Source organism: Streptomyces rubellus (assembly GCF_036323805.1).
Taxonomy (GTDB): Bacteria; Actinomycetota; Actinomycetes; order Streptomycetales; family Streptomycetaceae; genus Streptomyces.
In genome coordinates, this window is the sequence record NZ_JAZDCX010000016.1 from 100,556 (window position 1) to 115,393 (window position 14,838).

Sequence of the window (14,838 nt, forward strand, 5' to 3'; positions counted from 1 at the left end):
CGCCTCAGCCGCGCGACCGCGCCCTGTACGCCGCCCTGCGCGCGTCCTTCGCCGCCTGCCGGTCGGGGTGCACCCGGCTCATCGCCTCCAGCACCTCACCGGTCGCCGGGTGGTCGACGCGCCACGCCTTGTCGAAGAAGCCGCTGTGCCCGTCGACCAGGCCGCGCACCAGATCGCGCAGCTCGTCCGAACCGCCCGCCCCGGCGGCGTCGTCCGCCGTGGCCAGCTGGGCGGCCAGGGTGTCCACGGTGAGCCAGAAGACCATCTCCTCGGACGGCGCCGGGACATCGGCGAGGCCCCGCTCGGAGAGCCAGACCCGGGCCAGCCCGCCCAGCTGGCCGTCGTCCAGGACCTCCCGCAGGGCTGGCTCGGCCTCCGCGCCGGCCAGGGAGAGCGCCTGCTGGCAGGCGAGCCGGCGGCGCGGCGCGTCCCGGTCGTCGCCCCGCGCCGCGGCGAGGAGTTCCCGGGCGGCCTCCAACGGGGCGCGCCGGGCGAGCCAGTGCTCGATCTCCCCGCGGGCGGCCTCCTCGCCGTGCCCGGGCAGGGCGGCCAGCAGGTCACCGGCGGCGTGCCCGGCGAGGTCGCCCACGACCGGGGCCGGCACGCCCGCCGCCAGCAACCGCCGCCGTACGCCGTACAGGCCGAGCGGGGTGAGCCGCACCATGCCGTAGCGGGCGACCTCCTCCCCGGCGGGGCCGCCGGGCTCCTCCGCGGAGCCGCCGGACACGCCACCGTCCTCCTCGAACAGGGCCCCGTCCACCGGCCGGTGGACGACGGCCCCGGTCGGCGCCAGCGTCCGGAACCCCTCGTCCAGCGCGACCATCGCCGCCGAGACCCTCTCCAGGACGGTGTCGGTGGGGTCGTCCATGTCGTCGGGGGCGACCGCCGAGGCGGCGAGCACCGGCAGCGGCACCATCGGTCCGGTCTCCCCGGCGGAGCCGCCGGAGTCACGGGCGGCCATCCGGTAGAGGGTGTCCAGGGCGCTGTCGAGGAGGCCGTCGCCGTCCCGGTCCGGCTGCCGGGCGGCGAGCACCGTCTCCAGTCCCTCGTACCAGATCTCCAGCGCCTCGGCCGGGCTTCCCCCGGTGAGCAGGGCGTACCTCGCCCCGGGGACGGCCGTACGGGCCGCGCCGTCCCCGCCGTCCGCGCGGAGTTCCAGCAGACCGGTGCCGACGGCCAGCTCCCAGACCCGTGCCGCCCGCAGCGGGCCGTCCCCGTCGTCCGCCTCGCCGGGGCCGAAGGGGGCGGCGGCCTCCGCCGGAAGCCCGGCGGGCGGCCCGCCCCCGGCACCGGCCCGGACGGCCTCCGTACGGCCGCCCGCCCAGCGGGCCAGCCCGGCGGCCCGGGACAGCAGCGGTGAGGCCAGCGCGTCCCGCGCCAGCGCGGCCTCCGCGGGAAGCCGTACGGGGGGCGCGGCGGGACGGTCGTCGGTCATGGGGAGAGGCTCCTCGGCGGGGCGTACGGGCGTGACGCCGTTCCAGCGTAGACCGGCTTCCGCGGCCGGCCGTCCGGTTCACCGGATCTTCCCCCCGCGGCCACCCGGACCGCTTGACAACGGACGGACGGGGACGGCACGTTACGCGCGTAGAAACCGCACGGTGCGCACCGGGGCGGTACGAACGGCACGACCGCCGCTCCCCCACCGCCCCGCCATCACCCGTCCCCGGAGGGACCCTTGAGCAGATCCACGGCCCGTACCGCCGCACTCACCGTCGCCGCGCTCACCTCGACGCTGCTGGCCGTGCCCGCCTCCGCGGCGTCCGCCGGCGGCGACGGGACCGGCGGCCCGGTCCGCATCCACGACATCCAGGGCACCACCCGTGTCTCCCCGCTGGCCGGCGAGCAGGTCTCGGAGGTGTCCGGGGTGGTCACCGGAGTCCGCGCCTACGGCTCGCGCGGCTTCTGGATGCAGGACACCGCCCCCGACGCCGACCCCGCCACCAGCGAGGGGCTGTTCGTCTTCACCGGCTCCGCTCCGCAGGTCGCCGTCGGCGACCTGGTGAGGGTCTCCGGCACCGTGGGCGAGTACCGCCCGGGCGGCGGCTCCTCCGGGAACCAGACGGTCACCCAGATATCCCGCCCCCAGGTCGCCGTCGTCTCCTCGGGCAACCCCCTGCCCGCCCCGGTGGTCCTGGACTCCGCCGCCGTCCCCGAGCGGTACGCCCCCCAGGGCGACCCGGCCGCGGGCGGGAGCGTCGAAGGGCTCGGACTGCGGCCCGGCACCTACGCGCTGGACCGCTACGAGTCGCTGGAGGGCATGGACGTCCAGATCCGCGACGCACGGGTCACCGGCCCCAGCACCGAGCACGCCGAGCTGTGGGTGACCGTCGAGCCGCGGCAGCACCCCACCCCGCGCGGCGGCACCGTCTACGGCGGCTACGACCGGCCCAACCCCGGCCGTCTGAAGGTCGAGTCGCTGACCCCCCTGGCCGAGGCGCCCTTCCCCACCGCGAACACCGGCGACGTGCTCACCGGCGCCACCACCGGCCCGCTGGACTACGACCAGTACGGCGGCTACCACCTGGCCGCCCGCGAGCTGGGCACCGTGGCCGACGGCGGCCTGGCGCGGGAGCGCACCCGCCGCCAGCACCACGGCGAGCTGGCCGTGGCCACCTACAACGTGGAGAACCTCCACCCGGGCAACGACCAGGAGAAGTTCGACCGGCTGGCCCGGGGCGTGGTGGAGAACCTCGCCTCCCCCGACATCCTCGCCCTGGAGGAGATCCAGGACGACAACGGGCCCGAGAACGACGAGGTGGTGAGCGCCGGCGAAACGCTGGAGCGCTTCACCGAGGCCATCGTGGCGGCGGGCGGCCCGCGCTACGACTGGCGCTCCGTCGACCCGGCCGACGACGCCGACGGCGGCCAGCCCGGCGGCAACATCCGCAACGTCCTCCTCTTCAACCCCGGGCGGGTCTCCTTCACGGACCGGCCCGGCGCGGACGCGACCACGGCGGCCGGGGTGAAGCGGGTGCGCGGAAAGGCGGCGCTGACCCACTCCCCCGCCCGGATCGCACCGGAGGACGCGGCCTGGGAGGACAGCCGCAAGCCGCTGGCGGGCGAGTTCCGCTTCCGCGGCCGGACGGTGATCGTGGTCGCCAACCACTTCGCCTCCAAGGGCGGCGACCAGTCCCTGCACGCGGCCGTCCAGCCGCCGAACCGTTCCTCCGAGACCCAGCGGCACCGGCAGGCGAAGGTGGTCAACGGCTTCGTGCGGCAGGTGCTGGCGGTGGAGCGGAAGGCGGACGTCGTGGTCCTGGGCGACATCAACGACTTCGAGTTCTCCGCCACCACCCGTGAGCTGACGGCGGGCGGGGTGCTGCGCAGCGCGGTGTTCTCGCTGCCCGCGGACGAGCGCTACACCTACGTCTACGACGGCAACTCCCAGGTGCTGGACCAGACCCTGGTCTCCCCCGGGATCCGCCGCTTCGACTACGACATCGTCCACGTCAACGCGGAGTTCGCCGACCAGGCCAGCGACCACGACCCCCAGGTGATCCGCTTCCGCCCCTGAGCGGCCCTTGAGCGACACGGCCCCGCTCCGGCCGTGCCGCCCCCGGCGGGGGCGGCACGGCCGGAACCTCCGCGACCGGGCGTGACCGGTCCGACACTCGTATCGTTGGACCGTGCGGTTGCGCCGCCCGGCGCGGCGGGGAGGAGCGGCACACCGATGACCGTCGAGCTCACCGACAGGATCGAGATGACCGACAGCAGCGAGCCCAGCCTGGACGAACTGTTCGAGCTGCTGGAGCGGATGCCCGTCCCCGAGGGCTACAAGGCCGAGATCGTCGAGGGGACCGTCCACATGACGCCGCAGCGCGACACGCACTGGGAGATCATCGCCGCTCTGTACGACCATCTGCGCTCGCGGCATCCGCGGAACCGGTTGAAGTCGGACGTCCGGATCGACTTCCCCGGCCCTTCCAACGGGTTCGCGCCGGACATGGTGCTCCTGGCGGAGGGCGCACGCCAGACCGGCCGGGGACGGTGGCGCTACCAGGACATCCAGTTCGTCGCCGAGGTGATCTCGGAGGCCACGCGCCACAACGACTACGGCAAGAAGTGCGAGGCCTACGCCGCCGCGGGAGTTCCCTCCTACCTGATCGTCGACCCGTACACCGCTCGGTGCCATCTGTTCACCCACCCCAAGGACGGCGAGTACCGAAGCCACCTCGCCGTCGGCTTCGGCGAGGTGCTCGACCTCGGGGACACTCCCGTCGGTCTCGTCCTGCCCACCGACGAGTTCCCCCGGGAGCGCGGCTCCGCCGACGACGACCGCTGACGGGACCCGTTGGACCGTCCGCGGCGGCGTGGGCGAGACTCGCCCCATGACCGACTCCCCCTTCGGCCGGGTCGCCGCGGCCATGATCACTCCGTTCACCCCCGGTGGCGAGCTGGACCTGCCCGCCGCCCGGCGGCTCGCCGCCCATCTGGTGGACCGGGGCGGCTGCGACGCCCTGGTGCTGGGCGGCGCCACCGGCGAGTCCGCGACCGTCTCCGACGCGGAGCGGACCGCCCTGGTGCGGGCCGTGGCCGAGACCGCCGGCGACCGGGCCCGGATCGTGGCGGACGTCGGCACGGGCGGCACCAGGCGCTCGGTGGAGCTGGCCCGGGCCGCGGCACGGGCGGGCGCCCACGGGCTGCTGGCGGGCGCGCCGTACTGCGCCTCGCCCGTCCAGGAGGCCGCCGCCCGTCAGCTGGCCGCCGTCGCCGACGCCACCGACCTGCCGGTGCTGCTCCTCGACGTGCCCGCCCGCAGCGGCGAGGGGACCGCACTGACCGCCGACACGCTGCGGCGGCTGGCGGAGCACCCGCGCGTCCACGGGGTGCTGGACCGCGCGGGGGACCTGCTGAAGCCGGCGAAGGTGCTGGGCTCCACCGGGCTGCGGTACTACTCCGGCCGCGACGAGCTGAACCTGCCGCTGCGCGCGATCGGAGCCCACGGCTGTGTCAGCGCGGCCGCCAATGTGGCCGGGCCCGCCGTGCGGGGCGTCCTGGACGCCTTCGACGCCGGAGACTCCGACGAGGCCGCCCGGCGGCACCGGGCCCTGGCCCCGCTGATCGACGCCCTGGTGTCCGAGGTGCCGGAGGCGGTCGCCGTCAAGGCGCTGTTCGCCGCGGCCGGGCTGCCGGGCGGGCCGCCCCGCCCGCCGCTGCTCCCGGCGGACGACGCGCTGACCGGGCGGCTGGCCGAAGCCCTCAGGCGGGCCCTGGGGTAGGCCGGGTATCCCGCGGGCCGGGTGCCGGACCGGGGGCGCCCTCCCCGCTCCCGCTCGCACCGCCACCGCCGTCGCCGTCCGCGCCGCCGTCCGCGAGGTCCCGCACCAGCAGGGCGGCGCCCGCGACCGCTCCCGGCATCAGGAAGACCGCCGCCAGCGGCACCAGGAAGCACAGCACCAGCGGCCCGCCGAAGCCCAGGGCGAGGGTCTTGCGTCCGCGCAGCATGCGCAGCCGCTCCCGGACGGGGATGGTGCGGCGCTGCATGGCGACCGAGGTGAGTTCCAGGGTGAGGAAGAATCCCGAGACGGCGAGGCCGAGCACCGGCACGACGGTCTGGCCGAGCACCGGGACGAAGCCGAGCGCGAACAGCGGCACCGCGAGGGCCAGGGCGCGCATCAGGACGTAGAGGCTGTCGCACAGCGAGATCCACAGACTCCGCAGCAGCGGGATGTCGGGGCCCTCGGTGACACCTCCGACGGACTCCTCGACCTTCTCCGAGAGCGACTCGTAGAAGGGGTCGCCGACCAGCAGGGTGACGGCGGTGAAGGTGAGCACCGCCAGCAGCAGGCCCCCGGCGAACAGCAGCGCGGTGAGCGTGCCGCGCAGCAGCCCGGGCCAGGGCGAGTCCCAGTCGTCGGCGAACGGGGTGGCCCAGGCCACCAGGTCGTCGGCCCAGAGGGCGAGGGCGGTCAGGGCCGCCGCGTACAGCACCAGGGTGACGAGGGCGGGCAGCAGGCCGAAGCCGAACCACCGTCCGTTGCGCAGGACCCATTTCTGGCCCTGCCCCAGGTAGCGCATTCCGGTCGCGAGATCACCCATGGCCGCACAGGGTAACGGCCCCGCCTCCCGGGGCGGGCGGCGGGGCCGCGGGAGAAGGCCGCCCGGTGACGGGCACCGGGCGGCTCCGGGCGGCGGGTCAGTTGTGGCTGTGCAGCGCCTCGTTGAGGCCGCCCCAGGAGCCGGAGCGCTGGAGGGCCTCGACGGTCCCGGTGGTGGAGTTGCGGCGGAAGAGGAGGTTGTTGGCGCCGGACAGCTCCAGCGCCTTGACGACCTGGCCGTCGGGCAGGGTGACCCGGGTGCCCGCCGTCAGGTACAGGCCGGCCTCCACGATGCAGTCGTCGCCGAGCGAGATGCCCAGGCCCGCCTCGGCGCCCAGCAGGCAGCGGCTGCCGATGGAGATGGTCTGCCTGCCGCCGCCGGAGAGGGTGCCCATGATCGAGGCGCCGCCGCCGATGTCGGAGCCGTCGCCGACGACGACGCCCGCACTGATCCGGCCCTCGACCATGGAGGTGCCCAGCGTTCCGGCGTTGAAGTTGACGAAGCCCTCGTGCATCACGGTGGTGCCGGAGGCCAGGTGGGCACCCAGCCGCACCCGGTCGGCGTCGCCGATGCGCACGCCCTTGGGGATGACGTAGTCGGTCATCCGGGGGAACTTGTCGACACTGGTGACCGTGAGCTGCTTGCCGGCGGCGCGGGCGGCGAGCCGGGCCTGTTCGACACGGTCCACGGGAACGGGGCCGAGACCGGTCCAGGCCACGTTGGCGAGCAGACCGAAGACCCCCTCCAGGTTCAGGCCGTGCGGCCGCACCAGACGGTGGCTGAGCAGATGCAGCCGCAGGTACACGTCGTGCGCGTCCAGCGGCTTGTCCTCCAGCGAGGAGATCACCGTGCGGACGGCGACGACCTCGACACCGCGGAGCGGGTCCGGGCCCAGCGCCTGCGGCGCGGCGTCGCCCAGCAGTTCGGCGGCGCGTACTGCGTCCAGCCGCTCGGTCCCGGCCGGGCCGGCCCCCGCGGCGCCGGAACTTTCCGCGCTGTCCGCGCCGGTCAGCTCGGGGGTGGGGAACCAGGTGTCGAGAACGGTCCCGTCGGGGGTCACGGTGGCGAGTCCGGCGGCGACGGCGCCGGTGCTGCGGTTGGCGGGGGCGGGTGCATCGGTCATGGCCAAACGCTATCCGGACACGCTCCGCCGAGGCGAACCGGTCCCGCGTGCCGGACGCGGGCCCCACCCCTCCGGGGCCCCGCCCGCCCCCGCGTCCCTCCGGTCGTCCGCCCGGCAGGCAGCCGGGCGGACGACCGGGCGGGGCGGCTCAGTGCCCGCCGCCCAGGTTGAGGACCACCACTCCCGCGATGACCAGGAGGATGCCGGTGATCCGGGCGGCGTTGACCGCCTCGCCGATGAAGACCATGCCGATCACGGCGACGAGGGCGGTGCCGGCCCCCGACCAGATCGCGTAGGCGGTGCCCACGGACATCGTCCTGAGCGTCTGTGCGAGCAGCACGAACGCCACGAGGTATCCGGCGGCGGTCCCCAGACTGGGCCACAGCCGGGTGAAGCCGTTGCTGTACTTCATCGAGGTGGTCGCGAGCACCTCGGCCAGGATCGCGCAGGCCAGTGTCAGATACGCCATGCGCGGGAGGCTACGCGGCGGCCGGGACCGCACGCGGAACGCCCGGCGGCCGGGACGCGGGGTCCCGGCCGCCGGGCGGTGCCGGAGGATCCGTGGTCCGGGCCCGGTGTCCGGGACCTCAGACGTTGAAGCCCAGGGCGCGGAGCTGCTCGCGCCCCTCGTCGGTGATCTTGTCCGGACCCCACGGGGGCATCCAGACCCAGTTGATCCGCAGCTCCCTGACCAGGCCCTCGGTCGCCGACCGGGCCTGGTCCTCGATCACGTCGGTCAGCGGGCAGGCCGCGGACGTGAGGGTCATGTCCAGGGTCACGCTGTTGTCGTCGTCGACGTGGATGCCGTAGATCAGGCCCAGGTTGACGACGTCGATGCCCAGCTCGGGGTCCACGACGTCGTACAGCGCCTCGCGGACCTCGTCCTCGCTCGCCGGTTTCGTCGTGGTCGGGGTCTCGCTCATGCGGTGGCCTCCTCGGCCTTCTCCTCTACCGCGCCGCCGCCCAGCGCCTGGGCGGTGGCGTCCTTCCATGCCATCCAGCTCAGCAGAGCACATTTGACGCGCGCCGGGTACTTGGAGACCCCCGCGAACGCCACCGCGTCCTCCAGGATCTCCTCCATGGCCTCGTCCGGCTCGATCCGGCCCTTGGACTGCATCAGCTCCAGGAAGGTCTCCTGGATCCTGCGCGCCTCGTCGAGCTCCTTGCCGACCAGCAGGTCGTTCAGCACCGAGGCGCTGGCCTGGCTGATGGAACAGCCCTGCCCCTCGTAGCTGACGTCCGCGACGGTGGAGCCGTCCAGCCGCACCCGCAGGGTCACCTCGTCGCCGCACGTCGGGTTCACGTGGTGCACCTCGGCGTCGCCGTCGCGGAGCCCCCGTCCGTGCGGGTGCTTGTAGTGGTCCAGGATCACGTCCTGGTACATGGAGTCAAGCCTCACGAGTCACCTTCAGCCGCTGCGTCGTCGGTCGGTCGCCCGACGTGAGCCGGGCCGGAACCTCACCCGAAGAAGTTCCGTACGTACTCCAGTCCCTCCACCAGGGCGTCGACCTCGGCGGGGGTGGAGTACAGATAGAACGACGCTCGGGTGGTCGCGGGAATTCCGTACCGCAGGCAGACGGGGCGCGCGCAGTGGTGGCCGACCCGGACCGCGATGCCCTGTTCGTCGAGTACCTGTCCCACGTCGTGGGGATGGATGTCACCGAGCGTGAAGGAGATCGCGGCACCCCGGTCCTCGGCCGTGGCCGGGCCGATGACCCGCAGGTCGGGCACCTCGCGCAGCCGCGCGACCGCGTACTCGGTGATGGCGTGCTCATGGGCGGCGATGCGGTCCATGCCGACGGACGACAGGTAGTCCACCGCCGCGCCCAGCCCGACGGCCTGGGCGATGGGCGGCGTGCCGGCCTCGAACTTGTGCGGCGCGGGGGCGTAGGTGGAGGAGCTCATCGAGACGGTCTCGATCATCTCGCCGCCGCCGAGGAACGGCGGCAGGTCCTCCAGCAGCTCCTGGCGTCCCCACAGCACGCCGATGCCGGTCGGGCCGCACATCTTGTGGCCGGTGAAGGCCACGAAGTCGGCCTGGAGCGCCTGGACGTCCAGCGCCATGTGCGGGGCGGCCTGGGAGGCGTCGATCACCACCAGGGCGCCCACCTCCTGGGCGCGGCGGACGATCGTCTCGACCGGGTTGACCGTGCCCAGGATGTTGGAGACCAGCACGAACGAGACGACCTTGGTCCGCTCGGTGATGATCTGCTCGATGCCGGACAGGTCGAGACGGCCGTCGTCGGTCAGGCCGAACCACTTCAGCTTCGCGCCCGTGCGCTGCGCGAGCAGCTGCCACGGCACGATGTTGGAGTGGTGCTCCATCTCCGTGATGACGATCTCGGTCTGGTCGTCGACCCGGTACGGCTCGTCGGCCCAGCCGAGCATGTTCGCCACGAGGTTGAGCGACTCCGAGGCGTTCTTGGTGAAGATCACCTCGTCGCGGCTCGGTGCGTTGACGAAGGCGGCGATCTTGTCGCGCGCTCCCTCGTACAGCGCCGTGGCCTCCTCGGCGAGTACGTGCACACCGCGGTGGACGTTGGCGTTGTGCCGCACGTAGTAGTCGTTCAGCGCGTCGAGGACCTGGTTCGGCTTCTGGGAGGTCGCCGCGTTGTCCAGGTACACGACCTTCTTCCCGTCGTGGACCGTGCGGTCCAGCAGCGGGAAGTCCTTGCGGATCGCCTCGGTGTCGAGAAGGCCCGGCAGCTGTGTCACGCTCGTGTCTCTCCGTTCGCGTCGTCGCCCGCCCGGCCCGGCCGGGGAACGTCGGTGGTCGGCGGGACCGCCGCGCAGACGGCCCCGCGCGCGCCGCTCACGCGGCCTGGCCACCCTTCACATAGGCCTCGTAGCCCTCTTCCTCCAGCTTGTCCGCCAGCTCCGGGCCACCCGACTCGGCGATCCGGCCCGCGGCGAAGACATGGACGTGGTCGGGCTTGATGTAGCGCAGGATACGGGTGTAGTGGGTGATCAGCAGGGTGCCGACCTCACCGGTCTCCCGGACGCGGTTGACGCCCTCGGAGACGACGCGCAGCGCGTCCACGTCCAGACCGGAGTCGGTCTCGTCGAGGATGGCGACCTTCGGCTTCAGCAGCTCCAGCTGGAGGATCTCGTGGCGCTTCTTCTCGCCGCCGGAGAAGCCCTCGTTGACGTTGCGCTCGGCGAAGGCGGGGTCGATGTTCAGGCGCTCCATGGCCCCCTTGACCTCCTTCACCCAGGTGCGCAGCTTCGGGGCCTCGCCGCGGATGGCGGTGGCGGCGGTGCGCAGGAAGTTGGAGACGGACACGCCCGGGACCTCGACCGGGTACTGCATGGCGAGGAAGAGGCCGGCGCGGGCCCGCTCGTCCACGCTCATCTCCAGGACGTCCTCGCCGTCCAGGGTCACGGTGCCACCGGTGATCGTGTACTTGGGGTGGCCCGCCAGCGAGTAGGCGAGGGTGGACTTGCCGGAGCCGTTGGGGCCCATGATCGCGTGCGTCTCGCCCTGCTTCAGGGTCAGGTCGACGCCGCGCAGGATCTCGGTGGGGCCGTTCTCTGCCTCGACGGAGACGTGCAGGTCGTGGATCTCAAGGGTTGCCATGGGGCTTCAGGACTCCTGGGTGACGGAGACGAGCACGGCCGCGTCGGGGCCGTCTCCTTCGATCTTGACGGGGTATACGGGGACGGGGCGCGTGGCGGGCGGGCCGTCGGGCTTGCCGGTGCGCAGGTCGAAGCTGGAGCCGTGCAGCCAACACTCGATGTGGCAGTCCACCACCTCGCCCTCGGACAGGGAGACGTTCGCGTGCGAGCAGATGTCGTTGACCGCGAAGACCTCTCCCTCGGTGCGGACGACCGAGATCGGCGTGCCGTCGATCTCCACCCGCCTGGGGGTGTCCTCCTCCAGCTCGCCGAGCTTGGCGACGTGGACGAAGCCCTCCGCGGTGCTCATGCGACCGACTCCTCGAGCTCCTCGTCGATCCTGGCGAGGAGGCGTTCCTGGAGGTCGGGCAGGCCGATCTGCTGGACCAGCTCGGCGAAGAAGCCCCGCACCACCAGCCGGCGGGCCTCCTGCTCCGGGATGCCGCGCGCCATCAGGTAGAACAGCTGCTCGTCCTCGAAGCGGCCGGTGGCCGAGGCGTGGCCGGCGCCGACGATCTCACCGGTCTCGATCTCCAGGTTGGGGACCGAGTCGACCCGTGCGCCGTCGGTGAGGACGAGGTTGCGGTTGAGCTCGTAGGTGTCGGTGCCGGTGGCCGAGGCCCGGATCAGTACGTCGCCGATCCACACCGCGTGCGCGTCCTCGCCCTGCAGGGCGCCCTTGTAGACGACGTTGCTCCGGCAGTTCGGCGTCTCGTGGTCGACGAAGAGCCGGTGCTCCTGGTGCTGGCCGTTGTCGGTGAAGTACAGGCCGTACAGCTCGGCCTCGCCGCCCGGGCCCGCGTAGTTCACCCGCGGGTGGAGCCGCACGAGGTCACCGCCGAAGGTGACGACCACCGAACGGAAGGTGGCGTCCCGGCCGACCAGCGCGTTGTGCTGGGAGCAGTGCACGGCCGTGTCGTCCCAGTCCTGGACGGAGACGACCGTCAGCTTCGCGCCGTCGCCGAGGACGTACTCGACGTTGGCGGCGCGCACGCCGTCACCGGTGTGGTCGATGACGACGACGGCCTCGGCGAAGGGCTTCAGCTCGAAGACGGTGTGCCCGAAGGAGACCCCGCCCTGACCCTGGACGCCGACCCGGACCGGCTCGGTGAGCACGGTGTCCCGGGGCACGGTGACGACCGTCGCCTTCTCGAAGGCGCTGTAGGCCTGCGCCGCGACCCGGTCGACCGGCCTGCCCGCCCGGCCCAGCCGGGCGTCGTCCCGGCCGACGGTCTCCACGGTGACGCCCTCGGGCGCCGAGACCTCGGCCTTGACGCCGCCGTCCGCCGTGGCGGTGCCGTCGTGCAGGCCCCGCAGCCGCTCCAGGGGGGTGAAGCGCCACTCCTCCTCGCGGCCGTGCGGGACCGGGAAGTCGGCCACCTCGAAGGACGGCGGCGCGCTCATCCGCGTCGCGACGGTGGACTCGGCGGCCACCGCGATCGATCCGGCGGTGGTGGATCCCACCGGGATGTTCTGAGCCTCAGCCATGGCTGTCGTGTTGCTCCTAATTTTTGTGTTCGCTTGCCTCGGGGACTCCGGTCCGCCGGCTCGCTCACGGTCACACGGGGTGGGCCTGGGGCCGGTCCGGCCTGTCCCGGCCGGACGACCCGCCGAACGGGGTGCCGGCCGGCCGGGGACCGACCGGCCGGCCGGGGGCTGACCGGCGGGTCAGCCGACCGCGCCCTCCATCTGCAGCTCGATCAGCCGGTTCAGCTCCAGCGCGTACTCCATGGGGAGCTCCTTGGCGATCGGCTCCACGAAGCCGCGCACGATCATCGCCATCGCCTCGTCCTCGGACAGACCGCGCTGCATCAGGTAGAACAGCTGGTCGTCGCTGACCTTGGAGACCGTCGCCTCGTGGCCCATCGTCACGTCGTCCTCGCGGACGTCGACGTAGGGGTAGGTGTCGGAGCGCGAGACGGTGTCCACCAGCAGCGCGTCGCACAGCACGTTGGACTTGGAGCCCGCGGCGCCCTCGCCGATCTCGATCAGACCGCGGTACGAGGTGCGGCCGCCGCCCCGCGCCACCGACTTGGAGACGATGTTGGACGAGGTGTTGGGCGCCATGTGCACCATCTTGGCACCGGCGTCCTGGTGCTGGCCCTCGCCCGCGAAGGCGATCGAGAGGGTCTCGCCCTTGGCGTGCTCGCCCATCAGGTAGACGGCCGGGTACTTCATGGTCACCTTGGAGCCGATGTTGCCGTCGACCCACTCCATCGTCGCGCCCTCGTAGGCCACGGCGCGCTTGGTGACCAGGTTGTACACGTTGTTCGACCAGTTCTGGATGGTCGTGTAGCGGCAGCGGGCGCCCTTCTTGACGATGATCTCCACGACCGCGGAGTGCAGCGAGTCCGACTGGTAGATCGGCGCGGTGCAGCCCTCGACGTAGTGGACGTAGGCGTCCTCGTCGACGATGATCAGCGTCCGCTCGAACTGGCCCATGTTCTCGGTGTTGATCCGGAAGTAGGCCTGGAGCGGGATGTCCACGTGGACGCCCTTGGGCACGTAGATGAACGACCCGCCGGACCACACCGCCGTGTTCAGCGCGGCGAACTTGTTGTCGCCGGCCGGGATGACGGTGCCGAAGTACTCCTGGAACAGCTCCGGGTGCTCCCGCAGGGCGGTGTCGGTGTCCAGGAAGATGACGCCCTGGCTCTCCAGGTCCTCGCGGATCTGGTGGTAGACCACCTCGGACTCGTACTGGGCCGCGACACCGGCGACCAGCCGCTGCTTCTCCGCCTCGGGGATGCCCAGCCTGTCGTAGGTGTTCTTGATGTCCTCCGGCAGGTCCTCCCAGGACTGGGCCTGCTTCTCGGTGGACCGCACGAAGTACTTGATGTTGTCGAAGTCGATGCCGCTCAGGTCGGAGCCCCAGTTCGGCATGGGCTTCTTCTGGAAGAGCCGCAGGCCCTTGAGGCGGAGCTTGAGCATCCACTCCGGCTCGGACTTCTTCGCCGAGATGTCGCGGACGACCTCCTCGGAGAGGCCGCGCTTGGCCGAGGCGCCGGCGGCGTCCGGGTCGGCCCAGCCGTACTCGTACTTGCCCAGCCCCTCCAGTTCGGGGTGGGCAGTCTCCGTGGGGAGAGTCATGCGGGGTTCCTCCCGGCTGTGCTTGCGGATGCTGTGGTGGTCTTGGGGGGTGTCCCGGATTCCGTTCCGGGGGCCGTCCCGGGGATGAACGTCGTGCACACCCCGTCGCCGTGGGCGATGGTGGCCAGACGCTGCACATGGGTGCCGAGCAGGCGGGAGAAGACCTCGGTCTCCGCCTCGCACAGCTGCGGGAACTGCTCGGCCGCGTGGGCCACCGGGCAGTGGTGCTGGCAGAGCTGCTCCCCTGCGGGGGCTCCGCCGGCGGGGGCGGGCGCACTGCGCGCGGTGGCAGCGTACCCGTCCCTGGACAGGGCCCGGGCCAGTACCCCGGCCCGGTCCTCGGGGGCCGCTTTCTCCAGCTCCGCGCGGTACCGCTCGGTCTGGGCGGTGATCCGCGCGCGGGCGAAGGCCGCCACCGCGGCCCGGCCGCGCTCGCCGTCGCCGGCCGCCCGCGCTATCCAGCGCAGGGCGTCGACCGCGAGCTGGTCGTACGCCTGGTCGAAGAGGTTGCGGCCGTGGTCGGTGAGCGCGAAGACCCGGGCGGGGCGGCCCCTGCCGCGCGAGCCGTAGACGCGCTTCTCGCGGGGCTCCACGACCCCCTCGGCGACGAGGGCGTCCAGGTGGCGGCGGACCGCCGCCTGGGTCAGCTCCAGGCGCTCGGCCAGTTCGGCCGCGGTGGACGGGCCGTGGTCGAGGACGGAGCGCGCGACCCTGTTGCGGGTGCCGTGCTGCTCCTCCGGCGCGGAGGGACCGAAGGCGCGGGTGTCGCCGGTGCGGTGTGCCGCCATGCCTGTTCGCGCCTCCTCACTCCTGCCGTCCCGCCGGGGGCATGGGCCGCCGCCCCGACGGGTGCGCTTTTTCACAACGCCATTGTTGCGTAATTCGGAGGAGCCGGGCAAGCCGCGCCCGGACCGGCCGGAATGGCATGCGTCACGTAAGGCATGCCTTACCCGGCGGGGGCTCGCCGGCGG

At 72.9% G+C, this 14,838-nt stretch carries 15 protein-coding genes; 3 read left to right on the plus strand and 12 right to left on the minus strand.

All coding sequences use genetic code 11. The features are described 5' to 3' along the window. Positions 1-4: 4 nt before the first annotated feature. Entirely contained in the window at positions 5-1,435 is a 1,431-nt protein-coding gene (locus V1L54_RS19615; RefSeq protein WP_330119361.1) for a hypothetical protein, read from the minus strand. A 240-nt stretch (positions 1,436-1,675) separates the two neighbouring features. Here V1L54_RS19615 and V1L54_RS19620 point away from each other — a divergent pair, with 240 nt between their 5' ends. From V1L54_RS19620 to V1L54_RS19630, 3 genes are all read left to right on the plus strand, one after another. After that, a complete protein-coding gene (locus tag V1L54_RS19620) occupies positions 1,676-3,514 on the plus strand; it encodes a DUF8508 domain-containing protein (protein ID WP_443076706.1) in 1,839 nt (612 codons plus the stop codon). Between the two features lie 156 nt (positions 3,515-3,670). Beyond that, positions 3,671-4,282 (plus strand): Uma2 family endonuclease, encoded by a 612-nt coding sequence (locus tag V1L54_RS19625; protein ID WP_330119362.1) that lies wholly within the window; start codon positions 3,671-3,673, stop codon positions 4,280-4,282. Between the two features lie 46 nt (positions 4,283-4,328). Continuing rightward, entirely contained in the window at positions 4,329-5,219 is an 891-nt protein-coding gene (locus V1L54_RS19630) for a dihydrodipicolinate synthase family protein (protein ID WP_330119363.1), read from the plus strand. Here the strand turns inward: V1L54_RS19630 and V1L54_RS19635 are convergent. From V1L54_RS19635 to V1L54_RS19685, 11 genes are all read right to left on the minus strand, one after another. Then, entirely contained in the window at positions 5,200-6,039 is an 840-nt protein-coding gene (locus V1L54_RS19635) for an EI24 domain-containing protein (RefSeq protein WP_330119364.1), read from the minus strand. The genes V1L54_RS19630 and V1L54_RS19635 overlap by 20 nt on opposite strands. A gap of 97 nt (positions 6,040-6,136) precedes the next feature. Then, complete coding sequence (gene dapD, locus V1L54_RS19640) at positions 6,137-7,162, minus strand: 2,3,4,5-tetrahydropyridine-2,6-dicarboxylate N-succinyltransferase (RefSeq protein ID WP_330119365.1); 1,026 nt, start codon at positions 7,160-7,162, stop codon at positions 6,137-6,139. Between the two features lie 148 nt (positions 7,163-7,310). Continuing rightward, positions 7,311-7,631 carry a DMT family transporter gene (locus V1L54_RS19645; RefSeq protein ID WP_330119366.1) on the minus strand — a complete coding sequence of 107 codons (321 nt, stop codon included), beginning with the start codon at positions 7,629-7,631 and terminating at the stop codon, positions 7,311-7,313. A 118-nt stretch (positions 7,632-7,749) separates the two neighbouring features. Continuing rightward, positions 7,750-8,085, minus strand: coding sequence for a metal-sulfur cluster assembly factor (locus V1L54_RS19650; protein WP_330119367.1), 336 nt, complete (start codon positions 8,083-8,085; stop codon positions 7,750-7,752). After that, positions 8,082-8,561: a Fe-S cluster assembly sulfur transfer protein SufU gene (gene sufU / locus V1L54_RS19655; RefSeq protein WP_100201256.1), complete on the minus strand. Its 480-nt coding sequence runs from the start codon at positions 8,559-8,561 to the stop codon at positions 8,082-8,084. Before sufU ends, V1L54_RS19650 begins: the two co-directional genes overlap by 4 nt. 59 nt (positions 8,562-8,620) lie before the next feature. Beyond that, a complete protein-coding gene (locus V1L54_RS19660) occupies positions 8,621-9,877 on the minus strand; it encodes a cysteine desulfurase (protein WP_330119368.1) in 1,257 nt (418 codons plus the stop codon). Positions 9,878-9,974: 97 nt separating this feature from the next. Further along, a complete protein-coding gene (sufC, locus tag V1L54_RS19665) occupies positions 9,975-10,739 on the minus strand; it encodes a Fe-S cluster assembly ATPase SufC (RefSeq protein WP_330119369.1) in 765 nt (254 codons plus the stop codon). Positions 10,740-10,745: 6 nt separating this feature from the next. Then, positions 10,746-11,087, minus strand: coding sequence for a non-heme iron oxygenase ferredoxin subunit (locus tag V1L54_RS19670; protein ID WP_330119370.1), 342 nt, complete (start codon positions 11,085-11,087; stop codon positions 10,746-10,748). After that, positions 11,084-12,265, minus strand: coding sequence for a Fe-S cluster assembly protein SufD (gene sufD, locus V1L54_RS19675; RefSeq protein ID WP_330119371.1), 1,182 nt, complete (start codon positions 12,263-12,265; stop codon positions 11,084-11,086). Before sufD ends, V1L54_RS19670 begins: the two co-directional genes overlap by 4 nt. 180 nt (positions 12,266-12,445) lie before the next feature. Then, positions 12,446-13,867: a Fe-S cluster assembly protein SufB gene (gene sufB, locus V1L54_RS19680; protein ID WP_330119372.1), complete on the minus strand. Its 1,422-nt coding sequence runs from the start codon at positions 13,865-13,867 to the stop codon at positions 12,446-12,448. After that, on the minus strand, positions 13,864-14,655 hold the full coding sequence (locus V1L54_RS19685; protein WP_330119373.1) for a helix-turn-helix transcriptional regulator: 792 nt from the start codon (positions 14,653-14,655) through the stop codon (positions 13,864-13,866). Before V1L54_RS19685 ends, sufB begins: the two co-directional genes overlap by 4 nt. Between the last annotated feature and the right edge of the window lie 183 nt (positions 14,656-14,838).